This window comes from Roseococcus microcysteis, from assembly GCF_014764365.1.
Lineage (GTDB): Bacteria > Pseudomonadota > Alphaproteobacteria > Acetobacterales > Acetobacteraceae > Roseococcus > Roseococcus microcysteis.
Window position 1 is genome coordinate 2437369 of the sequence record NZ_CP061718.1, and the last position, 23327, is coordinate 2460695.

The 23327-nt window shown below is 72.2% G+C and carries 21 protein-coding genes and 2 riboswitches; of the genes, 12 read left to right on the top strand and 9 right to left on the bottom strand.

All coding sequences use genetic code 11. From position 1 onward, the window contains the following. The first annotated feature begins 883 nt into the window (after positions 1-883). The 12 genes from ICW72_RS11815 (at position 884) to ICW72_RS11865 (ending at position 11467) form a co-directional block, all read left to right on the top strand. Complete coding sequence (locus tag ICW72_RS11815; protein ID WP_191082886.1) at positions 884-1222, top strand: hypothetical protein; 339 nt, start codon at positions 884-886, stop codon at positions 1220-1222. Continuing rightward, positions 1210-1719 carry a flagellar hook-length control protein FliK gene (gene fliK, locus ICW72_RS11820; protein ID WP_191082887.1) on the top strand — a complete coding sequence of 170 codons (510 nt, stop codon included), beginning with the start codon at positions 1210-1212 and terminating at the stop codon, positions 1717-1719. Before ICW72_RS11815 ends, fliK begins: the two co-directional genes overlap by 13 nt. 25 nt (positions 1720-1744) lie before the next feature. Then, entirely contained in the window at positions 1745-2389 is a 645-nt protein-coding gene (locus tag ICW72_RS11825) for a flagellar hook assembly protein FlgD (RefSeq protein WP_191082888.1), read from the top strand. Between the two features lie 138 nt (positions 2390-2527). Further along, the gene (fliF, locus tag ICW72_RS11830) at positions 2528-4168 is read left to right on the top strand and encodes a flagellar basal-body MS-ring/collar protein FliF (protein ID WP_191082889.1); all 1641 of its coding nucleotides are present in this window, start codon (positions 2528-2530) and stop codon (positions 4166-4168) included. Then, complete coding sequence (gene fliG / locus ICW72_RS11835; protein ID WP_223880551.1) at positions 4165-5172, top strand: flagellar motor switch protein FliG; 1008 nt, start codon at positions 4165-4167, stop codon at positions 5170-5172. The genes fliF and fliG overlap by 4 nt, the downstream gene beginning before the upstream one ends. Further along, positions 5153-5506, top strand: coding sequence for a flagellar motor switch protein FliN (fliN, locus tag ICW72_RS11840; protein ID WP_223880552.1), 354 nt, complete (start codon positions 5153-5155; stop codon positions 5504-5506). Before fliG ends, fliN begins: the two co-directional genes overlap by 20 nt. Further along, positions 5503-6873 carry a sigma-54-dependent transcriptional regulator gene (locus ICW72_RS11845; protein ID WP_191082890.1) on the top strand — a complete coding sequence of 457 codons (1371 nt, stop codon included), beginning with the start codon at positions 5503-5505 and terminating at the stop codon, positions 6871-6873. The genes fliN and ICW72_RS11845 overlap by 4 nt, the downstream gene beginning before the upstream one ends. After that, positions 6870-8933, top strand: coding sequence for a flagellar biosynthesis protein FlhA (flhA, locus tag ICW72_RS11850; RefSeq protein WP_191082891.1), 2064 nt, complete (start codon positions 6870-6872; stop codon positions 8931-8933). Before ICW72_RS11845 ends, flhA begins: the two co-directional genes overlap by 4 nt. A gap of 3 nt (positions 8934-8936) precedes the next feature. Beyond that, entirely contained in the window at positions 8937-9836 is a 900-nt protein-coding gene (locus tag ICW72_RS11855; RefSeq protein WP_191082892.1) for a flagellar biosynthesis protein FlhF, read from the top strand. Further along, the gene (locus ICW72_RS21230; RefSeq protein ID WP_332308909.1) at positions 9779-10048 is read left to right on the top strand and encodes a nucleotide-binding protein; all 270 of its coding nucleotides are present in this window, start codon (positions 9779-9781) and stop codon (positions 10046-10048) included. The genes ICW72_RS11855 and ICW72_RS21230 overlap by 58 nt, the downstream gene beginning before the upstream one ends. Next, positions 9940-10593, top strand: coding sequence for a P-loop NTPase family protein (locus ICW72_RS11860; RefSeq protein WP_223880553.1), 654 nt, complete (start codon positions 9940-9942; stop codon positions 10591-10593). Before ICW72_RS21230 ends, ICW72_RS11860 begins: the two co-directional genes overlap by 109 nt. Before the next feature lie 19 nt (positions 10594-10612). After that, positions 10613-11467 (top strand): SAM-dependent methyltransferase, encoded by an 855-nt coding sequence (locus tag ICW72_RS11865; RefSeq protein ID WP_191082893.1) that lies wholly within the window; start codon positions 10613-10615, stop codon positions 11465-11467. Between the two features lie 106 nt (positions 11468-11573). On the opposite strand, the gene ICW72_RS11870 is transcribed toward ICW72_RS11865, so the two are convergent. The 9 genes from ICW72_RS11870 to ICW72_RS11910 form a co-directional block, all read right to left on the bottom strand. Then, positions 11574-12899 carry a TldD/PmbA family protein gene (locus ICW72_RS11870; protein ID WP_191082894.1) on the bottom strand — a complete coding sequence of 442 codons (1326 nt, stop codon included), beginning with the start codon at positions 12897-12899 and terminating at the stop codon, positions 11574-11576. Beyond that, positions 12896-14161 (bottom strand): M16 family metallopeptidase, encoded by a 1266-nt coding sequence (locus ICW72_RS11875; protein ID WP_191082895.1) that lies wholly within the window; start codon positions 14159-14161, stop codon positions 12896-12898. Before ICW72_RS11875 ends, ICW72_RS11870 begins: the two co-directional genes overlap by 4 nt. 17 nt (positions 14162-14178) lie before the next feature. After that, on the bottom strand, positions 14179-15585 hold the full coding sequence (gene thrC, locus ICW72_RS11880; RefSeq protein ID WP_191082896.1) for a threonine synthase: 1407 nt from the start codon (positions 15583-15585) through the stop codon (positions 14179-14181). A gap of 33 nt (positions 15586-15618) precedes the next feature. Beyond that, positions 15619-18510 carry an aminomethyl-transferring glycine dehydrogenase gene (gcvP, locus tag ICW72_RS11885; RefSeq protein WP_191082897.1) on the bottom strand — a complete coding sequence of 964 codons (2892 nt, stop codon included), beginning with the start codon at positions 18508-18510 and terminating at the stop codon, positions 15619-15621. Further along, on the bottom strand, positions 18507-18881 hold the full coding sequence (gene gcvH, locus ICW72_RS11890; protein WP_184381775.1) for a glycine cleavage system protein GcvH: 375 nt from the start codon (positions 18879-18881) through the stop codon (positions 18507-18509). The genes gcvP and gcvH overlap by 4 nt, the downstream gene beginning before the upstream one ends. 12 nt (positions 18882-18893) lie before the next feature. Next, the gene (gcvT, locus tag ICW72_RS11895) at positions 18894-19979 is read right to left on the bottom strand and encodes a glycine cleavage system aminomethyltransferase GcvT (RefSeq protein ID WP_191082898.1); all 1086 of its coding nucleotides are present in this window, start codon (positions 19977-19979) and stop codon (positions 18894-18896) included. A gap of 35 nt (positions 19980-20014) precedes the next feature. Beyond that, positions 20015-20124: riboswitch (glycine riboswitch) on the bottom strand. Further along, positions 20125-20227: riboswitch (glycine riboswitch) on the bottom strand. It lies immediately after the preceding riboswitch. Between the two features lie 120 nt (positions 20228-20347). Continuing rightward, positions 20348-21394: a calcium:proton antiporter gene (locus tag ICW72_RS11900; protein WP_191082899.1), complete on the bottom strand. Its 1047-nt coding sequence runs from the start codon at positions 21392-21394 to the stop codon at positions 20348-20350. Further along, positions 21391-22539, bottom strand: a complete 1149-nt coding sequence (locus tag ICW72_RS11905) for an MFS transporter (protein WP_191082900.1) — start codon at positions 22537-22539, stop codon at positions 21391-21393. The genes ICW72_RS11900 and ICW72_RS11905 overlap by 4 nt, the downstream gene beginning before the upstream one ends. Beyond that, a complete protein-coding gene (locus ICW72_RS11910; protein ID WP_191082901.1) occupies positions 22539-23327 on the bottom strand; it encodes a competence/damage-inducible protein A in 789 nt (262 codons plus the stop codon). Before ICW72_RS11910 ends, ICW72_RS11905 begins: the two co-directional genes overlap by 1 nt.

A 23327-nucleotide genomic window follows, 5' to 3' on the forward strand; every position in this document is an offset into this window, starting at 1 on the left:
ATTTCCTGCCGGGGAGCGGGCAGGCCCTGCCGGGGGCGGGGCGCGGCTTGCCGGCCCTGCGCGGCGGTGCGCTGGCCCTCGGCTTGCAATGGCGGGGCGCGGCCATGGCATGGGGCCAGGCCGCCGGAGACCCGCCCATGGAGGCGCAACTTCTGCCTGCCCTCGCCGCGCCGCCCGGTGCAGCCTTGGGGGCCACAACAGGGCTGGGCCCCACCGGGGATGCGCCGGCCGCCGGCTTCGGGCAGGTGCTGGCCGCGGCGCTGGCACCTGCCATCGCGCTGGCTCCGGCGCCGGGCGAGGCGGGGCCGGTCGCGATCGTGACGCCGCCGCCCACGCCCGGCACCGCACCCGCACCGGCCGCCATGCCCATGCCGCCGCAGGCGGGGGCACCCTTGCCCGTGACCGAGAGTTCCCCGCCGCCGTCGCCCATGCCAGTGCCGGTACAAGTGCCGGTACAAGTGCCGCAGCCCGATACCGCCGCCGCGCCCGTGCCAGCCGGCCCGCCAGCCATCCTGGCACCCGGGGAGGAGGAAGCGCCCCCCGCCACGCCCGAGGAGGCCCCGCGCCCCGCGCCGGCAATGGCGCGCCAGGGCCCGGCCCCGACCCCCACAACCCGGCCTGGCCCCATGTCCATCACGCCGGAGGCGGCATCCCCTGTCGCCGAGGCGCCGCCCGCCAGCCCCGACGCCGCCGAAGCCGCGCCACCCACCGCGCCCGCCGCGGATGTGGAAAGCCCGGAACCGGCCGCAACGGCACCCGAGACGCCCGCGCCGGAAGCAGGGGCAAACGCGCAGACCGCGCCCACCGGGCTTGCCCTGCCAGCGCCCGCCACCGCGCCCCAGCCCCTGCTGGTCGCGGCCCAGGCCGTCGCATCCCGCCCCCCATGTCCGTGGCGCCCCAGCCGGCCGAGGACAGCCCGGCCGCGTCGGACGCCGCCGGCCTCGCACCCCGGGTGGCGCCCGCCCCGGCCGGGGTGCCCACGGCACCGGAAGGCCCTATCGTCGCGGCCACGCCGCAACGTCCCGAGGCCGCCACCCGCCCGGCACCGCACCCCGAGGCGCCGGAGGCCGAAACCTCCCCGCCCGAGGCCCCGCGGCGTACCGGCGCCACGCCCTCGGCGGAGACCACCCCCCGACGCCCTCCGCCGTCATCGCCCTCGCGCCCCGCGCGGCACCACCACCGCCCGCCCCCACGCCGGAACCCCGGCCCATGGAGGGCGTGACTGGCCTCAACCCGCTCGCCCCCCTCGCGCCCACCACCGAAAGCCCGGCGGCCAGCGCCACGCCACCGCCCAGCCCCCCGCCGCCCATGCGCCAAGTGGCGCAGATGGCCGTGGCGCTGGCCTTCTCCCCCGCCACGGGCAGCTTCCGCCTGGCGCTGGAACCCGTGGAGCTCGGCCGCGTCGAGATCACGGTGCGGCGTGAGGGTGAGACGCACCGCGTTCTGGTCATGGCCGAACGGCCCGAGACCCTGGCCCTGCTCCAGCGCGACCGGCAGGAGTTGGATCGCGCCCTGACCCAGTCCGGCCTGGTGGTGGAGGAGGGGGGCATCGGCTTCTCCCTCGCCTCCGGCCAGGGCACGGGCGGGGGCGAATGGGGCGGGCAAGGCTGGGAACGGCAAGGATGGGGTGGCGGCGGAGGCGGCCGTGCCGCGCCGGCCGAGCCCGCCCCGCCCGAACCCCGCCGCGCCGCGCGCGGCCTGCTCGACCTGAACATCTGAACCCCGCCCCGAGGAAGGAGGCCCCATGTCCGGTTCCATCACCGCCGCAGCCGCCGCCGAGACCCAGACCGGCGCCCGCGCGGGCGCCCGCATCAACGCGGATTTCAACACCTTCCTGGCGCTGCTGACGACGCAGCTGCGCAACCAGGACCCCACCAACGCCATGGACGCGCAGCAGATGACGGCGCAGCTGGTGCAGTTCGCGAGCGTGGAGCAGCAGCTGGCCGTCAACCAGAACCTGGAACGGCTGATCACGCTGCAACAGGGCAGCCAGCTGGTCTCCGCCGCGCCGCTGACCGGGCGCGTGGTGGAGGTGGAAAGCGAATACCTCGCCTTGCAGAACGGCCAGGCCGTGATGCGCCTGCCGCCCGCCACGACCGGCGCCACCGCCGCGCGCGTGGACATCCTGGACCGCACCGGCCGCGTGCTGCGGAGCGCGGAGGTGGTGCTGTCCGGTGCCGCGCAGGATTGGCGCTGGGATGGCCGCGACGCCGCCGGGCGCCAGCTGGCCGATGGCGCCTACCAGGCGCGGCTGACCGCGGGCGGGGCGGCCCTGCCCTTCACCGTGGTGGGCCGCGCCACGGGGGCCGAGCGGGTGGAGGGCGATGTGCGCCTGAAGCTCGGCACGCTGGCGGTGAACTTCGACCGTCTTCGCGGCGTGGTGGAATAAGCCACCCGCTTAACCTTTCGGTGACATGCGCCCGGCAAACTCTGCCCAGGCCCCAGGATGGGGAGCCGGGAGCCATCAGGTGTTGCGGGACCACATTTCCCTATTCTTGGACCATCCTTCCCGCCCGGGGGTCCCGCCATGCAGGCGCTGATCGAGCAGATCAAGGCGCTGGGCCGCCTGCGCCTGGCCGCGCTGGCGGGGCTGGCGGTGCTGACGCTGGGCGGCCTCGGCTTCCTGCTGCTGCGCTCGGGCACGCCGCCCATGGCGCTGCTCTATGGCGACCTGGAGGCGCGGGATGCCGGTGCGGTGGTGGCCGCGCTGGAACGCAGCCGCACGCCATATCGCTTGGCCGCCGGCGGGACGCAGATCCTGGTGCCGGTGGAGGATGTGCCGCGCCTGCGCCTGAACCTGGCGCGCGAGGGGCTGCCGGCGGGGGGCTCCATCGGCAATGAACTCTTCGACCGTGGCGAGGGGCTGACCACCACGCCCTTCCAGCAGGAGATGAACCGGCTGCGCGCGCTGGAGGGCGAATTGGCCCGCTCCATCCGCGCGCTGCACGGCGTGCGGGGCGCGCGGGTGCATCTGGTGCTGCCGCGGCGCGAGGCTTTCTCGCGTGAGCGGGCGGAAGCGCAGGCCAGCGTGCTGCTGACCATGCAGGGCTCGCAGCGGCTGGACCGCGAGGGCGTGCAGGCGGTGCTGCATCTGGTCGTGGCCGCCGTGCCTGGGCTGCGCCCGGCCAGCGTCTCCATCGTGGACAGCCGCGGTGAGCTGCTGGCGCGCGCCGGCCAGGCGCTGGGCGGCGCGGCGGGCGTCGCCACCGCCGATGAGTTGCGGCGGGGGCAGGAGGCGCGGCTGGCCCGCGCCGTCGAGGAGATGCTGGAACGCGTGCTGGGGCCGGGCCGCGTGCGGGCCGAGGCCGCCATCGAGATGGACAGCGACCGGGTGGAAACGCGCGAGGAGCGCTTCGACCCCGAGAACCAGGTGCCGCGCAGCCAGCAATCGGTCACCGAGAACAACCGCACCACCGAACCCGCCAACGTCACCGTAGGCAACAATTTGCCCGGCGCCGACCCGGGCGCGGCCGGTGGCGGCACGCAGGAAAGCCGCCAGGAGGAGACGACCAACTTCGAGATCGGCCGCACCATCCGCAACGTGCTGCGCGAACAGCCGGTGATGCGCCGCCTCTCGGTGGGCGTGCTGGTGGATGGCGTGATGGAACCGCGCGAGGGCGGCGGCACCCAATGGCGCGAGCGCAGCGAGGCCGAACTTGCGCGCATCGCGACGCTGGTCCGCAGCGCGGTGGGCTTCAATGAACAGCGCGGCGATCGCGTGGAGGTCGTCTCCATGCGCTTCGCCGAGGCCGAGGTGCAGGCGCCGCCGCAGCATCCCTTCGGCATCGAGATCACGGGCGCCATGGTCACGCGCCTGATCGAGACGGCGCTGATCGGCGTGCTGGCGCTGCTGGCGCTGCTGCTGGTGGCGCGGCCGGTGGCGCGGCGCCTGGCGCTGACGCTTGCCCCGCCGGCGGCGCTGGCAGGTGGCCAGGGTGGCGCGGCGGCGCTGGCGGGCGGCGGCGTGCCGGGCCTGCCGGGACAGGAGAATGCCGGGCTGCTGCCGGCGGGCGTGGAAGTGGGAGAGGATGGCATGGTGAATCTGGCACAGGTGCAGGGGCAGATGCGGGCTTCCTCCATCACCCGTGTGATCACGCTCGTGGAACAGCACCCCGACGAGACGCTGGTGGTGCTGCGCCGCTGGCTCACCCCGGATGACGACCAGTGAGCGAGACCCTCATTCGCCTGCGCGGCCCGCAGAAGGCCGCCATCCTGATGCTGACGCTGGGCGAGGAACTCTCGGCCCAGATGTTCTCCCGCATGCAGGAGGACGAGATCCGCGACCTGTCGCACGCCATGGCGCAGCTGGGCAGCGTCTCGGCCTCCATGGTCGAGGCGGTGTGCGAGGAGTTCTCCGGCCAGCTCGGCCAGGCGGGGCAGATCATCGGCTCCTTCGAGACCACGGAACGCCTGCTGCTGAAGACCATGCCGCAGGAACGCGTGAACCAGATCATGGAGGAAATCCGCGGCCCCGCGGGTCGCACCATGTGGGACAAGCTGGGCAACGTGAACGAGACGGTGCTCGCGAACTACCTGAAGAACGAATACCCGCAGACCGTCGCCGTGGTGCTGAGCAAGGTGAAGCCCGACCACGCCGCGCGCGTGCTGTCCATGCTGCCCGATGGCTTCGCCATGGAGGTCGTCATGCGCATGCTCCGCATGGAGAACGTCCAGAAGGAGGCGCTGGAGGGCGTGGAGCGCACGCTGAAGATGGAGTTCATGTCCAACCTGGCGCGCACCCAGCGCCGCGACCCGCACGAGATGATGGCCGAAATCTTCAACGGGCTGGACCGCCAGGCCGAGGGCCGCATCCTCGCCGCGCTGGAAGAGCGCAACCGTGAGGCGGCCGAGCGCATCCGCAGCCTGATGTTCACCTTCGAGGATTTGAAGCGCCTGGACAACACCGGCCTGCAGACGCTGCTGCGCGGCGTCGAGAAGGACCGGCTGACGCTGGCGCTGAAGGGCGCCGGCGAGGAGATGCGGGAGATGTTCTTCCGCAACATGACCGAGCGCGCGGCCAAGCTGCTGCGCGACGACATCGCGGCCCTCGGCCCCGTGCGGCTGAAGGATGTGGACGAGGCGCAGGCCGCCGTCGTCATCGCCGCGAAGGAACTCGCGGCCCAGGGCCAGATCCAGCTTTCGGAGGGCAAGAATGACCAGTTCGTCGAATGAGGCCGAGGGCGGCAACGAGCCCCCCTTCGAGCCCGCGCCCCCGGGCAGCGCCCTGCCCGCGGACGGCAACATCCCCACCACCCCGCGCGAGCTGGAGGCCGTCTATGACATCCCCGTGCAGGTCAGCGCCGTGCTGGGCCGGGCCACCATGCAGGTGTCGCAGCTGCTGAAGCTGGGCCGAGGTGCCGTGGTGGAGCTGGACCGCAAGCTGGGCGAGGCGGTGGACATCTACGTCAACAACCGCCTGGTCGCGCGCGGCGAGGTGGTGATGGTGGAGGACAACCGCCTGGGCGTGACCATGACGGAAATCGTCAAGGCGGATCGCGGGCTGTGACGCGGCTGCTCATCCTGGGCTCGCTCTCGGGTGAGCTGGGCCAGGCGGCGCGGCTGGCCTCGGCCCGCGGCGCGGCGCTGGTCCAGGCCGAGGGTGTGACGGGCGCGCTGGCGCAGCTGCGCGGCACGGGCGCGGACCTGGTGCTGGCCGATGTGACGCATGACCTGCCCTGGCTGCTGGAACGCCTGACGGAGGAGCGCATCGCCACCCCCGTCATCGCCTGCGGCCGCAACGCGGATGCGGATGCGGTGCTGCGCGCCATCCGCGCCGGCGCGCGCGAATTCCTGCCCCTGCCGCCCGATGCGGACCTGATCGCGGCCATGCTCCAGGCCGTGGCGGAAGGCCCGGACGCGCCCGTCTACCGCGACCCCGCCATGGCCGCGCTAATGGCGCGCGCGGAGCAATTGGCGCGTGCCGAGGCCTCGGTGCTGATCACCGGCGAGAGCGGCACGGGCAAGGAGGTGCTGGCCCGGCACATCCACGCGCATTCGCGCCGCAACCGTGGCCCTTTCGTCGCGCTGAACTGCGCCGCCCTGCCCGAGACGCTGCTGGAAAGCGAACTCTTCGGCCATGAGAAGGGCGCCTTCAGCGGCGCCGTCGCCGCGCGCCGTGGCCGCTTCGAGCAGGCCGAGGGCGGCACGCTGCTGCTGGACGAGATCGGCGAGATGGATTTGCGCCTGCAAGCCAAGCTGCTGCGCGTGATCCAGGAGCGCGAGGTGGACCGCCTCGGCGGCACCGGCCCCATCCGCGTGGATGTGCGCATCCTGGCCGCCACCAACCGTGACCTGCCCAGCGAGGTGCGCGCCGGCCGCTTCCGCGAGGATCTGTATTTCCGGCTGAACGTGGTGGCGCTGCACATCCCGGCGCTGCGCGCCCGCCCCGGCGACATCCTGCCGCTGGCCGAGCATTTCGCGCTGCGCTACGCGGACGCCAACGGGCTGCCGCGCCGGCCGCTCGCGCCGCTGGCGGCGTCGCGGCTGCTCGCGCATTCCTGGCCGGGCAATGTGCGGGAGCTGGAGAACACGCTGCACCGCGCCGTGCTGCTGGCGCATGGCCCCGAGATCACGCCCGACGCCATCGAACTCATGGCGCCGCCGCCGGAAGCCACGGTGATCGCCACCCCGGCCATCGCGCCCGCCAGCCCCGCCGAGCCCATCGCCGCCCTGGTCGGGCGCCGGATGGATGAGGTGGAGCGTGACCTCATCCTCGAAACCCTTGGGCGCTGCCTTGGCAACCGCACGCGGGCCGCGGAAATCCTGGGCATTTCCATCCGCACGCTGCGGAACAAGCTGGCCGAGTATCGCGGCCAGGGCCTGCCCGTGCCGCCCGCCCCGGGCCAGATGCCGGATAGCTGGAAGGTCGCGTGAAGGCACTTCCCCTCCCGCCCTGGCTCACCGGGCTGCGCGTCTCCTCGGAGGTCGCGCTGGTCCTGGCGGTGGCGCTGGTGCTGGGCATCCTCGTCATCCCGCTGCCGGCCTTCCTGCTGGACGCGGCGCTGGCGCTGAACATCACCATCTCGGTGCTGGTGCTGATGGTGGCGCTGCTGCTGACGAAGCCGCTGGAGTTCCAATCCTTCCCGCAGATCCTGCTCATCACCACGCTGTTCCGGCTGGGGCTGAACGTCGCCACCACGCGCGCCATCCTCGCCAATGGGCATGAGGGGCCGCAGGCGGCGGGCGACATCATCGCCGTCTTCGGCCAGTCGCTGATGGGCGGCGACGTGCTGGTGGGCCTCATCATCTTCGCCATCCTGCTGCTGGTGAACCAGACGGTGGTGGCCAAGGGCGCGGGGCGCATCGCGGAAGTCTCCGCGCGCTTCCACCTGGACGCCATGCCCGGCAAGCAGATGGCGATTGATGCCGACCTCTCGGCCGGCACCATTGATGAGGCCGAAGCCAAGCGCCGTCGCCGCGACCTGGAGGAGGAGAGCAGCTTCAACGGCTCCATGGACGGCGCCGCGAAATTCGTGAAGGGCGATGCCATCGTCGCCATCGTCTCGGTCTTCATCAACCTGCTGGGTGGGCTGGCCATCGGCATCGGCCGGCACGGCATGCCCTTCATGGAGGCGGTGCAGACCTATTCCATCCTGACCGTGGGCGACGGCCTCGTGGGGCAGATTCCCGCGCTGCTCGTCTCGGTCGGTGCGGCCATCGTCGTCACCAAGGCCGCGCGCGAAGGCCAGGCCGATGCGCTGATGGCGAAGGAGCTGGGCACCTGGAAGCCGCTGGCCGTGGCCTCGGGCAGCTCGCTCGTGCTGGGGCTGGTGCCGGGCATGCCGCTGCTGCCCTTCCTGGCGTTGGCTGGCGTGACGGGCGGGGCCGCCTGGTATCAGCGCCGCAACCCCACGGCGGCACTTCCCCCGCCCGAGGAGGCGCCACCCCCCAGCAACGCCGAGCCGCCCGTGGCCGAGGCGCTGCGGATGGATCTGCTGCGGCTGGAACTGGGCTATGGGCTGCTTTCGCTGGCCGCCGGGGATGCGCCGCGCCTGTCGGAACAGATCCGCGGGCTGCGCCGTTCCATCGCGCAGGAGATGGGCTTCGTGCTGCCCAGCGTGCGCATCCAGGACAACCTCGAACTGCCGGCCGATTCCTACGTGATCCGCGTGAAGGAGATCGAGGCCGCGCGCGGCAGCCTGCGCCCGCCCATGAACCTGGCCATAGACCCCTCCGGCAACATGCCGGACCTGCCGGGTGAGCGCACGCAGGAACCCGCCTTCGGCCTGCCGGCGCTGTGGATCGAGGAGCGGCTGCGCGAGGAAGCCCTGGCCCGCGGCTGCACGGTGGTGGACTGCGCGGGCGTGCTCGCCACCCACCTGACCGAGGTGGTGCGCGAGAACATGAGCGAACTGCTCTCCTACGCCGAAACGCAGAAGCTGCTGGAGGAATTGCCGCGCGAACAGCAGAAGCTGGTGCAGGATCTGATCCCGGCCCAGGCCAGCGTCGGCACGCTGCAACGCCTGCTGCAATCCCTGCTGGCGGAACGTGTGTCCATCCGCGACCTGCCCACCATCCTCGAAGGCCTGCAGGAGGCGGTGGCGGCGAATTTGCGCGCCCTGCCGCACATCCAGGCGGTGGTGCGGATGCGCCTGGCCCGCCAACTCTCCGAAGCCGCGCGCGGGCCGCAGGGCTATGTGGGCCTCGTCACCCTCTCGCCCGAATGGGAGGTGGCCTTCACCGAGGCGCTGACCGGCCCGCCGGAGGACAGGCAGCTGGCCATGGAGCCCGCGAAGCTCCAGCAATTCATCACCCGCATGCGCGACGTGCTGGACGCCCAGGCGGCGCAGGAGGAGGCGCCGGTGCTGCTGTGCTCCGGCGCGCTGCGCGCCCATCTCCGCGCCATCGTGGAGCGCATCCGCCCCAGCACCACCGTCCTGGCCCAGGCCGAACTGCACCCGCGCATCCGCGTGCGCGCCCTGGCCAGCATCTGATCCATGCAGCTGCGCGTCTTCCATGGCCGCAATGCCTCGCTGGCGCTGGCCGCCGCGCGCGACGCGCTGGGGGATGAGGCCATCATCCTCGACACGCGGCGCGTGGGCGGCGGGGTGGAGGTGACGGCCGCGCTGGATGTGGCCGAACCCCTGCTGATCCCGCCCGAAGGGGCGACAGCGCCGCTGGACCTTCCGCCCGCGCTCGCCCGCCACAACCTGCCCGCCCCGCTGGCGATGCGGCTGGGCCAGGGGCGGCTCGCCCCCGCGCTGGCCGCGCATCTCAGCTTCGCGGCCCTGCCGATGGATCGCCCCCTGCTACTGGTGGGCCCGCCCGGCGCGGGCAAGACGCTGACCTGCGCGAAGCTCGCCGCGCGCGCCACCATGGCGGGGCAGACGCCGCTGGTGGTGACGGCCGATGGCGCGCGGGCGGGTGCCGTGGAACAGCTTGCCGCTTTCACGCGGCTGCTGCGGCTGACGCTGGCCGTGGCAGCGCAGCCGGAGGTGCTGGCCAAATCCGTGCAGCGGCGCGAACCCGGCCAGCCCGCCTTCCTCGACGGCTTCGGCTGCGACCCCTTCGACGCCGCCCAGGCCGAACGCCTGCACCGCCTCATCGAGGCCGCCGGCGCCACCCCCGTGCTGGTGCTGCCCGGCGGGCTGGACGCCGAGGAAAGCGCCGACCTCGCCCGCGCCTTCCATCTGCTGGGCGCGCGCCACATGATCGCGACGCGCCTCGACAGCGCGCGGCGGCTGGGCGGTGTGCTGGCCGCCGCCGCCGCGGGGCTGGCGCTGACCGAGGCCGGCATCGGCCCGCAGGTGGCGCGCGGCCTGCACCCTCTTTCCGCCGAATGGCTGGCCGCGCGCCTCAGCGCCGCCCCCGGCACACCCCTGGAGTGCGCGCCATGACGCGACTGACGGTCATCGCCTCCGGCAAGGGGGGTGTGGGGAAGACCTGCCTGGCCATCGGCCTCGCCCAGGCGCTGGCGGAGGGGGGGCGCGCACGGCGCTGGTGGATGGCGATCTCGGGCTCGCCAATGTGGATGTGCAGCTTGGCATCACACCCACGCGCGACCTCGGCCATGTGCTCACCGGCGCCTGCACGGCCGCGGAGGCGCTGACCCCCCACCCCGCCGGCTTCGCCCTGCTGCCGGGGCGGTCGGGCGCCGCGGGGTTGGCTTCGCTGGGGGCGGAGGGGCTGGACCGCATGGTGAGCCTGCTGCGCGCCCTGCCGGTGGAGGAGGTGGTGCTGGACCTCGGCGCCGGCCTCTCCCTCGCGCAGCGCCGCCTGGCCGCCGCCGCCGACCTGCTGCTGGTGGTCGTCACCGAGGAACCCACGGCCCTGACCGACGCCTATGCCGTGCTGAAACTGCACCGCCAGGACAGTGGGGGGGCGGATGGCGGGGCGCGGTCCGCGCTGGTCGCCAACATGGTGCAGGGTCCGGTCCAGGCCGCGCGGGTGCATGGCGCGCTGGACCAGGCCTGCCGGCATTTCCTGGGCCAGGGGGTGAAGCTGCTGGGCCATGTCCGGCGCGACGCCAAGGTGCCCGCCGCCATCCGCGCCCAGGCCCCGCTGCTGACGCGCCACCCGGACAGCCCCGCCGCCCGGGATTTGCGGATCTTGGCGGCGGCGTTGCGGGCCATCCCCCTCGGAAAGGCAGCGTGACTCCCCATCTCACCTTGCGATGTCATCGCTTGCCACACGCCAGGCCCGCAGGGTTGCCCGCTATTATCGTTGGCTGGACGGGTTGTCCTTCTTCGAGGAACGCCGCGCGGAGGGCGAGGCCGCCCACCCCATCCATCGCGCCCTGACCGACCCGGACGGCGGCGCGCCCTCGCCCTATGTGCTGCACCGGCTGATGCTGGAAGGCGTGGCGCTGCCCGAGACGCCGCGCGTGCTCGATGCCGGCTGCGGCTATGGCGCGACCATGCTGGACCTGGCACCGCGCCTGGGCGGGGACTGGACCGGCCTGACCCTGTCCGAGGCGCAGCGCCAGCGCGGCGGGGCGGCCCTGGCGGCGGCGGGGCTGGCCGACCAGGCGCGCATCCGCGTGCAATCCTATGACATGCCGCCGCCCGGGCCCTTCGACCTGATCATCGGCATCGAGAGCCTGATCCATTCCGCGGCACCCGCGGCGACCATCGCGGTGCTGGCTTCGGTGCTGGCGCCGGGCGGGCACCTGGTCATGGTGGACGACATGCCGGAGGAGGGCATGCCGCACGAGGCCGCCCGCCGCTTCGCCCTGTTCCGCCGCTACTGGCGCTGCCCCGCCGCACCCACGCGCGCGGGCTGGGTGCGGGCCATGGAGGGGGCGGGGTTGACCCTGGTGGGTGAGCGCGACCTCTCGCCCCTGCTGCGTGTGCGTGACATGGCGCAGGCGGCGCCGCGCCTGCGCGAGCTGCGGCGCTGGCCCCTGCGGCTGCGGCGCGCGCTGGGCTTCGGCGTGCGCGCGGAGGCGGAGATCGGCGGGATCATGCTGGAAACCCTCCAGACGGAGGGCTTCGTGCGGTATCGGCTGCTGGTGGCGCGGAAGGGTTAGCGTCCGATCCGGCCGGCGGCACGCCGGGCGGTGAATCGGCCGCCGCGCCCCGCGTCCGATCCGCTTCGGCGGCACGCCGGGGCGGTGAATCGGCCGCGCAAAAGCCTCACGCCCCCGCCAGCGTCATCCCATCCACGCGCAGCGTCGGCGCATCGGTGCCGCGCTTGAATTCCAGGTCATCGGCGGCGGTCAGCGCGCGGAACATCTCGGGCAGCTTGCCGGCAATGGTGATCTCGCCCACCGGCTCGGCCAATTGCCCGTCGCGGATCATGAAGCCCGCCGCCCCGCGCGAGTAGTCGCCCGTGATGCCGTTCACGCCCATGCCGATGAGTTCGGTGACGTAGAGACCCAGCTTGATGTCCGCCATCAGCGCGGCGGGGGAGAGCGTGCCCGCCTCCAGCCAGAGATTGGTGGGCGCTGGCGAGGGTGGGCCGCCCGTGCCGCGCGCCGCATGGCCTGTGGAGGCGAGGCCCAGCTGCGCGGCACTCCGGCTGTCCAGCAGCCAGGTGGTGAGCATGCCATCCTCGACCAGCGCGCGGCGCTGGCCCGCTTGGCCCTCGCCGTCAAAGGGGCGCGAGCGGGGGCCGCGCGGGCGCAGCGGGTCGTCGAGCACGTTCATCCCGCGCGGCAGGATTTGCGTGCCCATCGCGTCCTTCAGGAAGGAGGTGCCGCGCGCGATGGAAGCACCGTTGATCGCCCCCACCAGATGCCCCAGCAGCGAGGCCGAGACGCGCGGGTGATAGACCACCGGCAGCACCGCGGATTTCGGGCGGGTCGGGTTCAGCCGCGCCACCGCCTGTTCGCCGGCGCGGCGGCCGATGGCGGCGGCATCCTCAAGTTCGGACAGGTAGACGGCGCTGGCATAGTCATAGTCGCGCTGCATGCCGGTGCCCTCGCCGGCGAGCGCGGTGGCGGAGACGCTGTGCGAACCGCGCGCATATTCCCCGAAGAAACCGCGCGAGGTGGCGAGGCTGCGCGTGCCGCGCGACCAGCCGGCGGAGGCACCCTCGCTGTTGGTGACGCCCTTCACGGCGAGCGCCGCTTCCTCGGCGAGCGCGGCGCGGGCCAGCAGGGCATCGGCCTCGGGGGCCTCGCCGTCATCGAGGTCGAGCGCGGCCATGCTGGGTGCCGGCGCGTCCAGGATTTGCGCGAAGCGGTCCTCGGGCACGATGCGCGCCATGGCGACGGCGCGTTCGGCCAGGGCGGCGAAACCTTCAGGGCGTGCCTCGGTGGCGCTGACGATGGCGACGCGCTGGCCGACAAACACGCGCAGGCCGAGGTCCACGCCCTCGCTGCGCTCCAGCTGCTCGATCGCGCCCAGGCGGCGCTGCACGGCCAGCGAGGCGGAGCGCACCAGCAGCGCATCGGCCTGCTCGGCGCCCGCGCGCTTCGCGGCGTCGAGCAGGGCGCCCAGGAGGTCCTGGCTGTTCATGCCGCCAGCTTCTCCGCGATCTCGGCCAGCCCCGGCACGCGGCCGATGGGGCCCATGGCGGCCAGCGTGGGCCGCGCGCGGAAGAGGCGGTGGGCGGCGCGCTGGATGTCCTCCACCGTCACCGCCGCGATGCGCGCCTTGGTTTCCTCGATGGGAATGACGCGGCCATGGATCTGGATGTGGCGCGCGATCTGCTCGCAGCGGCTGCCGGTGGATTCCAGCGACATGAGCAAGGAGGCGCGAAGCTGCGCCTTGGCGCGGTCCAGCTCCTCCTGCGTCACGTCGAGCTGGACGCGGCGCAGTTCCTCGACGGCGACAGGCACCAGCTCCGCCGCCTGCTCCTCGCCCGTGCCGGCGTAGAGGGCGAAGATGCCGCTGTCCTGATAGGGGTGCGCGAAGGAGTAGATGGAATAGACCAGTCCTCGCCGCTCGCGGATTTCCTGGAACAGGCGCGAGGACATGCCGCCGCCCAGCAGGGTGGAGAGCAGCAGCACCGGGTAGTGGTCGCGGTCGGTGTAGTGGGCGGAGGGGAAGCCCAGCACCAGGTGGACCTGGTCGAGGTCACGCTCCTCGCGGTATTCGCCGCCCAGGTAGCGCGCGGCCTCGGGCGCGGGCGGGGCCACCTGGGGCAGGTCGGCGAAATGCGCCTGCACCAGCTCCAGCACCGCCTCGTGCGAGACGGCGCCGGCGGCGGCCACCACGGTGCGCGAGGGGCCGTAGTGGCGCGCCATGTAGCCGGTCAGCGCCTCGCGCTTCATGGTCTCGATGGTCTGCTCGGTGCCCAGTGTCGGGCGGCCCATGGCCTGTTCCGGGAAGCAGGCGTGCTGGAAATGGTCGAAGATGATGTCGTCCGGCGTGTCGTTCGCCTGGCCGATCTCCTGCAGGATCACGCCGCGCTCACGCTCCAGCTCCTCCGGCGTCAGGGTGGAGTGGCAGAGGATGTCGCCGATGATGTCGGCGGCGAGGCCCACATCTTCCTTCAGCACCTTGCAGTAATAGGCGGTCTGTTCGCGCGCGGTGTAGGCGTTGATATGGCCGCCGACATTCTCGATCTCGCGCGCGATGGCCGCCGCGTCACGCCGCGCCGTGCCCTTGAAGGCCATGTGCTCGAGGAAGTGGGAGGCGCCGTTCTCCGGCGCGCTCTCATGCCGCGTGCCGGCATGGACATAGGCGCCGATGGAGACGGTCTCGACGCGGGGCATGTGGTCGGTGACGACGACGAGGCCGGAAGGCAAGGTGGTCAGGCGAAGGGATTCGGACATGGGGGATATGTGGTCCTTCACGCCGCGTTGCGCAGGGTGTGCGCGCGCACAAAGCCCTGCGCCGCGGCGAGGTCATTGGGCAGCACCGAGAAACGCTCCGGCCGGTCGTAGAGATCGGCCAGGGCCGGCGGCAAGGGCGGACGGAAGCCCGTGGCCTGCTGCACCGCGTCGGGGAATTTCGCGGGATGCGCCGTGGCGGCGGTGATGACGGGGATGGACAGGTCGGCCGGCGCATGGGCGCGCGCGGCGGCGAGGCCAATGGCCGTGTGCGGGTCCGCCAGGTAGTCCGCCGCCGCGTGCCAGTGACGGATTTCGGCCAACGTATCCTCGTCCGACAGGGTGAAACCGGTGAAGGCGGCGCTGGCCTGGCGCCAGGCGGCGTCGGGCACGGGCATCCGGCCCGTGGCGCGGAAATCCTGCATCATGCGGGCGGTGGCGCGCGGGTCGCGGCCCAGCAGCTCGAACAGCAGGCGCTCGAAATTGGAGCTGACCTGGATGTCCATGGAGGGCGAGAGCGAGGGCTCCACCGGCCGCGCCGACATGTCATTGGCCGTGAGGAAGCGCGTGAGGATGTCGTTGCGGTTAGACGCCACGATGAAGTGCTTGATGGGCAGGCCCATGCGCTTCGCCGCCCAGGCCGCCAGCACATTGCCGAAATTGCCGGTGGGGACGGAGACGGCCACCTCGCGCTCCGGCGCGCCCAGCGCCAGGGCGGCGGCGACGTAGTAGGGGATCTGCGCCGCGATGCGCGCCCAGTTGATGGAATTCACCGCCGCCAGCCGCATGTCCGTGCGGAAGGGCGCGTCCACGAACATGGCCTTCACCATGTCCTGGCAATCGTCGAACGACCCCTGGATGGCGAGGTTCGCCACGTTGGGGGACATGACGGTCGTCATCTGCCGGCGCTGCACCTCGCTGGTGCGGCCCTCGGGGTGGAGGATGACGATGTCCACCGAGGCGCGGTCGCGGCAGGCCTCGATGGCCGCGCTGCCGGTGTCGCCGCTGGTGGCGCCGACGATGGTGATGCGCTCGCCGCGCTTTGCCAGCACATGGTCGAAGAGGCGGCCCAGCAATTGCAGCGCCACATCCTTGAAGGCCAGCGTCGGGCCGTGGAACAGCTCCAGCGCGAAGTCGCGGGGGCCCAGCTGCACCAGTGGCACCACGGCCGGGTGGCGGAAGCTGGCATAGGCGTCGCGCGTCAGGGCGTGCAGTTCGTCGAAGCCCAGCGCATCGCCCGTGAAGCGGTGGAGGATGCGGGCCGACAGCTCCGCGAAGGGCAGCCCGCGCAGGGCATGCCATTCGGCTGGCGTCAGCGTGGGCCAGGCCTCGGGCACGAAAAGCCCGCCATCCTCGGCCAGGCCGGCGAGCAGGACATCCTCGAAGCCGCGGGGGGCGGCTTCGCCTCGGGTGGAGATGTAGCGCATGGGGCAGGAGATAGCGCCTCCCGCCCCCACTTGCTACTCCGCCGCCTGGAGCGTCACCGTGGCGGCATATTCCTCCAGCGGCGCGCAGGTGCAGACCAGGTTGCGGTCGCCATAGACATTGTCCACCCGCTTCACCGGCGGCCAGTACTTGGCGGCGCGCACCCAGGGCAGCGGGAAGGCGGCCTGTTCGCGGCTGTAGGGGTGGGTCCAGGTCGTGGCCATCACCTCCGCCGCCGTGTGGGGGGCGTGTTTCAGCGGGTTGTCGGCCCGGTCCATCCGGCCCTGCTCCACCGCGCGGATTTCGGCGCGAATGGCGATCATGGCCTCGATGAAGCGGTCCAGTTCCGCCTTGGTCTCGCTCTCCGTGGGCTCCACCATCAGCGTGCCGGAGACGGGCCAGGACATGGTGGGGGCGTGGAAGCCGTAATCCTGCAGGCGCTTCGCGATGTCCTCGACCATCACCCCGCCGCCCTGCTGGAAGCCGCGGCAGTCCAGGATACATTCATGCGCCACCATGCCCTGCCCGCCCCGGTAGAGGATGGGGAAGTGGTCGCGCAGCCGGGCCGCCATGTAGTTGGCGTTGAGGATGGCGACCTCGGTGGCGCGGGTCAGCCCCTCCCCGCCCATCATGCGGATATAGGCGTAGCTGATGGGCAGGATCGCCGCGCTGCCGAAGGGGGCCGCGCTGACCGGGCCGAAGCCCGTGGCGGGGCCGGCCTCGGCCACCAGCGGGTGGTTGGGCAGATGCGGGGCGAGGTGCGCCGCGACGCCGATCGGACCCACGCCGGGCCCGCCGCCGCCATGCGGGATGCAGAAGGTCTTGTGCAGATTCAAATGGCACACATCCGCGCCGATGGCCGCCGGCGAGGTCAGCCCCACCTGCGCGTTCATGTTGGCGCCATCCATGTAGACCTGCCCGCCCTGGTCGTGGATGACGGCGCAAATCTCGCGGATGCGCTCCTCATAGACGCCATGGGTGGAGGGGTAGGTGACCATCAGCGCGGCCAGGTTCGGCCCGTGCTGGGCGGCCTTCGCCCGCAGGTCGTCCAGGTCCACATTGCCGTCGCGGTCGCAGGCGGTCACCACCACCTTCATGCCCGCCATCACCGCGCTGGCGGGGTTGGTGCCATGCGCGCTGGAGGGGATGAGGCAGATGTTCCGGTGCCCCTCGCCCCGCGCCTGGTGATAGGCGCGGATGGCCAGCAGCCCCGCATATTCGCCCTGGCTGCCGGCATTGGGCTGGAGGCTGACGGCCGCGAAGCCGGTCACGCCGCACAGCCAGGCCTCGAGCTGCCGGATCATGGCCAGGTAGCCGCGCGCCTGGTCCACCGGCGCAAAGGGATGGATGTCCGCGAAGCCGGGGAAGGTGACGGGGATCATCTCCGCCGTCGCGTTCAGCTTCATGGTGCAGGAGCCGAGCGGGATCATGGAGCGGTTCAGCGCCACGTCCTTGTCCTCCAGCCGCTTCATGTAGCGCAGCATGGCGTGCTCGGCGTGGTGGGTGTTGAACACCTCGGCCGTGAGGAAGGCGCTGGCGCGATGCAGGCCCGCAGGGATGCCGCCCGCGGTGGCGCCCAGCTCCGACGCCCCCAGCAGCTTGGCGAGCGTGGCGAGTTCGGCGCGCGTCACCGTCTCGTCCAGCGCGATGGCGATGGCATTGTCACCCACGCGGCGCAGGTTGAAGCCGGCGGTCAGCGCCGCCTCCATCAACGCCTCGGTGCGCGCGCCGGTCTCGACCAGGATGGTGTCGAAGAAGGCGTCATGGCGCAGCGTGAAGCCGCCCTCGCGCGCGGCACCCGCCAGCATCCGGGCCTGGAGCGCGACGCGGCGGGCGATGCGCTTCAGCCCCTCCGGCCCATGCCAGACGGCGTACATGGAGGCCATGACCGCCAGCAGCACCTGGGCGGTGCAGATGTTGGAGGTGGCCTTCTCGCGGCGGATATGCTGCTCACGCGTCTGCAGGGCGAGGCGCATGGCCGGCGCGCCGGCCGCGTCCACCGACACACCCACCAGACGGCCCGGCAGGCTGCGCTTCAGCGCATCCTTCACCGCGATGAAGCCCGCATGCGGGCCGCCATAGCCGAGCGGCACGCCGAAGCGCTGGGAGGAACCGACCACGATGTCGGCGCCCATCTCGCCCGGCGGCGTCACCAGCGTCAGCGCCAGCAGGTCGGCGGCGACGATGGCCAGCGCGCCGGCCTCATGCGCGGCGCGGATTTCGGGCGCGATGTCACGCAGCGCGCCGGTCGTGCCGGGGTATTGCGTGACGACGGCGAAGGGCTTTTCGGCGGCGATGACGTCCACCAGCTTCGCGGGCGCGGCCAGCACCAGCCTGATGCCCACCGGCTCCGCGCGCACGCGCAGCACGGCGATGGTCTGGGGGTGGCAATCCTCGGCCACCACCAGCACGTCGCCCTTCCCCTTGTGGGCGGAGTGGGCCAGCGTCACGGCCTCCGCCGCCGCCGTGCCCTCGTCGAGCAGCGAAGCCCCCGCGACCGGCAGCCCCGTCAGGTCGCAGATCATGGTCTGGAAATTGACCAGCGCCTCCAGTCGGCCCTGCGCGATTTCCGCCTGGTAGGGCGTGTAGGCGGTGTACCAGCCCGGGTTCTCCAGGATGTTCCGCAAGATCACCGGCGGCGTGTGCGTGCCGTGATAGCCCATGCCGATGAGGCTGCGCTTGCGGATGTTGCGCTCGCTCAGCGCGCGCAGTTCCGCGATGGCGGCGGCCTCGTTCACCGGGGCGGGCAGCGCGGAGAAATCCACGCCGCGGATGCCGGCGGGCACGGTGCGGCCCACCATCTGCTCCAGGCTCTGGCAGCCCACCACCTCCAGCATCTGTTGGATTTCCGCCTCGGTCGGGCCGATGTGGCGGCGGATGAATTCGCCCTGGTCCTCCAGGGCGCGCAACTCGTCGAGCGTGCTCATGCGAGGCTGTCCACGAAGGCGTTGTAGGCGTCGGCGTCCAGCAGATCATCCGGCAGGGCGCCGCTGGCCTCGATCTTGAAGAACCAGCCGGCGCCGGTCGGCTCGGCATTCACCTTGGAGGGGTCGTCGGTCAGGGCCTCGTTCACCTCGACCACGCGGCCGGTGATGGGGGCATAGACGTCGGAGGCGGCCTTCACGCTTTCCACCACGGCGATGGCCTCGCCCGCCGTGACCTCGCGGCCGACCTCCGGCAGGTCCACGAACACCACATCGCCCAGCGCGGTCTGCGCGTGGTCGGTGATGCCGATGACGGCCACCTGGCCCTCCATCCGCAGCCACTCATGGTCCTTGGTGAATTTCAGCTCGGTCATGGGGTGCGTCCTTCAGCGGGCGTAGCGATGGGGTTGGAAAGGCATGGGCGCGACACGGGCGGGCAGCGCCTTGTCGCGGACGATGAGGTCAAGCGCGGTGCCGTCAGCGGCATGCGGGCGGGCGACATAGCCCATGGCGACGGGGGCACCCACCGAAGGGCCGAAGCCGCCGGAGGTCACTTCCCCCACCACCTCGCCGCCGGCCTTGATGGCGGTGTGGGCACGAGCGGGCTGGCGGCCCTCCGGGCGCAGGCCGACGCGCAGGCGCGGCGCGCCATTGTCGAGCTGTTCGCGCACGCGCTCGGCGCCGCGGAAATCCCACGCCATGCGGCGGCGCTTGCCCATGGACCAGACGAGGTTCGCCTCGACGGGCGTGGTCGTCTCGTCCAGGTCGTTGCCGTAGAGGCAGAGGCCGGCCTCCAGCCGCAGCGAATCCCGCGCGCCGAGGCCGGCAGGCATCACGCCGGGCATGGCCAGCAGCGCGCGGGCCAGCGCCTCGGCCCGCTCGGCGGGGACGGAGATTTCGAGGCCATCCTCACCCGTGTAGCCGGAGCGCGAGGCGATCACCTCGATCCCCGCGATGGTGATGGGCGCGATGCCCATGAAGGTGAGGTCCGTCGGCACCAGCGACGCCACGGCCGGCCCTTGCAGCGCCAGCAGCGCGCGGTCCGGCAGAGGGCGGAGCTTCACGCCCGTGGGCAGCACGCTTTCGATCAGCGGCAGGTCCACCTGCTTGCGGCTGGCATTCACCACCAGGAACAGCCGGTCGCCAAGATTGGCCACCATGAAATCGTCCACGATGCCGCCGGCCTCGTTCAGCAGCAGGCCGTAGCGCTGGCGGCCGGGCTTAAGGGCTTGGACATCGGCGGGGGTCAGCGCTTCCAGCGCGGCGGCGGCCCCCTCTCCCACCAGCTCGGCCTGGCCCATGTGGCTCACGTCGAACAGGGCGGCGGCGCTGCGGCAATGCAGGTGCTCGGCCATGATGCCGGCGGGGTATTGCACGGGCATGGAATAGCCCGCGAAGGGCACCATGCGCCCGCCCAGCTCCTTGTGGAGCGCGGCCAGAGGCGTTTCGAGAAGCGTATCGGAATCGGCCACGTATCCCCCTGCCGCATCCGCGGCGGTTGCGATCGTGACCCCCCTCTGTCGGAAAACCTGAGAGATTCAGCCCCGGGGTTGGACGCCCGGTGCCTTACTCCGTCGGTGCCGGCCCCTTGCGGGGTGCCGGGCTTTCCAGAGTGCCCTGTCGCGCGCGGCCCTTTTGCCTGAGCGTTTCCGGGGGCCGGTTGCGCCTTCGGCGACCACCGGGGCACGGGGCCCCGGCGATTCTCTCCCGCACGCGATATGCAGGCCCGCCGGATATGATCCGCTTCGAAGGCGAAAGCAAGGCGGCGACGGGCCGCATCCGGGCCTTCAGCAAGCCGCGCGCCCGCGAAACCGGCAGGCAAGGGCGGCGCTGCCCGCGCTTACGGCAGGAAGGAGAACATCACGAAGGCCGCGAAGATGCTGAGATGGACCATCCCCTCCAGCACCGTCGTCCGCCCGGTGTTCAGCGTGATGGCCAGCATCAGGAAGGTGGTGGCCAGCAGCACCGTCATGGCCGCGTCCAGCCCCAGATGCAGCGGCTGGCCGGTGGCCAGCGCCACCACCGCCACGGCCGGGATGGTCAGCCCCACACAGGCCAGCACCGAGCCCAGCGTCAGGTTCAGCGCGGCCTGGAGGTTGTTGCGCGCCGCCGCGCGCAGCGCCGTCAGCCCCTCGGGCATCAGCACCAGCAGCGCGATGGCGACGCCCACCAGCGAGAGCGGCAAATCCGCCGCGCGAACCCCCGCCTCCAGCACCGGCGCCAGCGCCTTGGCCAGCAGCACCACGCAGACCAGCGACAGCACCAGCAGCCCGCCCGCCACCAGCGCCGCCATCGCGGCGGGCCGGTGCGCGCCGGCCGCGATGTCATGGTCCGCCACGAATTCCGCCCGGTGCCGCACCAGCTGCACATAGAGGAAGGCCACATAGAGGCCGAGCGACACCACCGCCACGAACAGCAGCTGCGGCGGCGAATAGACCGGCCCCGCCGCGCTGATGGTGTGGCTGGGCAGCACCAGCGTCAGCACCGCCAGCGGGATCAGCACCGCCAGGAAGGCGTTGCAGGCCGAGGTGCGGAAGCTCTGCTCGAACCAGCGGCGCCCGCCCAGCAGCAGGCAGAGGCCCAGCACGCCGTTCAACGCGATCATCAGCGCGGCGAAGATGGAATCCCGCGCGACCGTGGGCTCCGCGCCGCCCAGCATCATGGAGACGATCAGCCCCGCCTCGATCACGGTGATGGAGACGGCCAGCACCAGCGCGCCCAGCAGATTGCCCAGGCGCTGCGCCACCGTCTCGGCATGGCGGACGGCGGCGAAGATGACGCCGATCAGTGTCACGGCCACCAGCGGCATGGGCACCAGCCCCGTCACCAGCAGCTCCGCGAGGCCGATGGCCGGGAATGCCAGGGACCACCACGGAAACCGCCTCATCGCCGCCGCCCGATCAGGAAGCCCAGCACCACCAGGCCAATCGCGGCCACCACCAGCCCCGCCTCCAGCCCCACCGTCGCGCGGGCCAGGCCCATCAGCGGCGGGCCGGCCGCCTGGCCGATGAAGAAGTGGAAGGCGTGCAGCGCGGTGGCCGAACCCCGCGCCTGGGGGGCGATCTCGGTCACGCGGGTCTGCAGGGAATTGTGCAGCATGAAGAAGCCGGTGCCGAGCAGCAGCCCGCCGCCGATGAAGGCCCAGTCCACCCGCGCCCCCGCGAAGCAGAGCGTGCCCAGCGCGGCCAGCGCGCCGCCCAGCATCATCATGCGCGAGGGGCCGAGGCGCCGCACCAGCCAGGGCGCCAGCGCGGTGTAGAGGAAGCCGCCGCAGCCGAAGGCGGCGAGCGTGAACCCGGCCTCGCGCGTGCCGCCCATGCCATTTTCCAGCAGATGGTTGGCGAAATAGGGGAAGGCGCCGAAGACCAGCATGCCCTCGATGCCCACGGCCCAGAACAAAGCGCGGGCGGCGGGGTTGGCCAGCAGGGAACGGTAGCGGGCGATGGCCTCGTGCAGGCTGAGGCGGCCGCGCGGCTCCGGCACGCGGTCGCGCCAGAGGGGGATGACGGCGCCGGCCGCCAGCAGCGCTGTCAGCAGCATCAGCCCGCGCCAGCCCAGGATGGGTTCCAGCAGCCCCGCCAGCACGCCGCCGGCCATCTGCCCGGCGATGGCGCAGGCGAGGAAGCGGCTGATGGCCACCTGGCGTTCCGCCATGGGCACGCGGTCGCCGAAGAGGGCGAGCGTCACGGGGAAGATGCCGCCGCCGGCGCCTCCGGTCAGCACCCGCATCACCATCAGGAAGAGCAGCGTGGGCGCCAGCGCGGAGGCCGCCAGGAAGACCGCCTGGAAGGCCAGCGCGAAGATGATGACGCGCTGCTTGCCCAGCGCATCGGCCACCGGCCCCAGCACGGGCTGCACCAACGCGAAGGGCAAGGCGAAGGCGGTGGCCAGAAGCGCGACGCGCGCCGGGTCCTCCGCGAAGTCGAAGGCCAGCACGGCCACCAGAGGGTCCGTGATGCGGGTGGCCACCGCCGAGGCGAAGCCCGCCAGCGCGAAGGTCAGGACCAGGCGGTTGTGCTGCGCGCGCGACATCAGGCGGGCGGCGGCTCGCCCTGGATGGGGGTGGCGCCCAGGGATTCCAGCATCTCGGTGATGGCGGCGGCGGCGGCCTCGACCTCGGCGGGCGAGACGCCCTTGGCCACCAGCGCGACCCCGCCCCCCGTGAAGCCCTGCGGGCCATGGCTGCGGTAGAAGGGGTAGCTGCCCACATCCAGCGCGGGGAAGCGCGCCTGCACGGCCGCGAGCGCCTCGGCAATGTTGCCCTCATAGACGCCCAGCGCGTGCACCGTGGCGGACACCACCGGCACGCCCCCGCCCAGCGAGGGCGCCAGCGCCTCGAACATGGATTGCATGATGCGCGGCACGCCCGCCATCACATGCACATTGCCCATGGTGAAGCCCGGCGCCGTGGTCATGGCGCAGCGGATGGGGGTGGCGCCCTGCGGCAGGGTCGCCATGCGCAGGCGGGCGGCATTGAACTCCACCGGCGGGTCGCGGCGGGCATAGTCCTCGGCCATCAGCGCGCGGGTTTCCTCATGCACCACCCAGGGCACGCCGAAGGCGGCCGCCACGCATTCGCTGGTGATGTCGTCATGGGTGGGGCCGATGCCACCCGTGGTGAAGACGTGGTCGAACTTGGCCCGCACCTCGTTCACGGTGCCGATGATGGTCTCCGGCACGTCGGGAATGACGCGGACCTCGCGGAGTGGAATGCCCATCTCGCCCAGGCGCGTGGCCAGGAATTGCAGGTTCGCGTCGCGGGTGCGGCCGGAGAGCACCTCATTGCCGATGATGAGAAGGCAGGCGGTGGGGTTGGGCAT

Coding starts and splice junctions, on each gene's coding strand:
- ICW72_RS11825 (WP_191082888.1), top strand. CDS start 1,745: ATGTCCGGTTCCATCACCGCCGCAGCCGCCGCCGAGACCCAGACCGGC.
- ICW72_RS11870 (WP_191082894.1), bottom strand. CDS start 12,899: ATGAACAGCCAGGACCTCCTGGGCGCCCTGCTCGACGCCGCGAAGCGC.
- ICW72_RS11905 (WP_191082900.1), bottom strand. CDS start 22,539: ATGTCGCGCGCGCAGCACAACCGCCTGGTCCTGACCTTCGCGCTGGCG.
- gcvP (WP_191082897.1), bottom strand. CDS start 18,510: ATGAGCACGCTCGACGAGTTGCGCGCCCTGGAGGACCAGGGCGAATTC.
- fliK (WP_191082887.1), top strand. CDS start 1,210: ATGGAGGGCGTGACTGGCCTCAACCCGCTCGCCCCCCTCGCGCCCACC.
- ICW72_RS21230 (WP_332308909.1), top strand. CDS start 9,779: ATGGCTGGCCGCGCGCCTCAGCGCCGCCCCCGGCACACCCCTGGAGTG.
- ICW72_RS11855 (WP_191082892.1), top strand. CDS start 8,937: ATGCAGCTGCGCGTCTTCCATGGCCGCAATGCCTCGCTGGCGCTGGCC.
- ICW72_RS11865 (WP_191082893.1), top strand. CDS start 10,613: ATGTCATCGCTTGCCACACGCCAGGCCCGCAGGGTTGCCCGCTATTAT.
- ICW72_RS11910 (WP_191082901.1), bottom strand. CDS start 23,327: ATGCCCAACCCCACCGCCTGCCTTCTCATCATCGGCAATGAGGTGCTC.
- fliF (WP_191082889.1), top strand. CDS start 2,528: ATGCAGGCGCTGATCGAGCAGATCAAGGCGCTGGGCCGCCTGCGCCTG.
- fliN (WP_223880552.1), top strand. CDS start 5,153: ATGACCAGTTCGTCGAATGAGGCCGAGGGCGGCAACGAGCCCCCCTTC.
- ICW72_RS11900 (WP_191082899.1), bottom strand. CDS start 21,394: ATGAGGCGGTTTCCGTGGTGGTCCCTGGCATTCCCGGCCATCGGCCTC.
- ICW72_RS11875 (WP_191082895.1), bottom strand. CDS start 14,161: ATGTCCGAATCCCTTCGCCTGACCACCTTGCCTTCCGGCCTCGTCGTC.
- gcvH (WP_184381775.1), bottom strand. CDS start 18,881: ATGACCGAGCTGAAATTCACCAAGGACCATGAGTGGCTGCGGATGGAG.
- thrC (WP_191082896.1), bottom strand. CDS start 15,585: ATGCGCTACATCTCCACCCGAGGCGAAGCCGCCCCCCGCGGCTTCGAG.
- ICW72_RS11815 (WP_191082886.1), top strand. CDS start 884: ATGTCCGTGGCGCCCCAGCCGGCCGAGGACAGCCCGGCCGCGTCGGAC.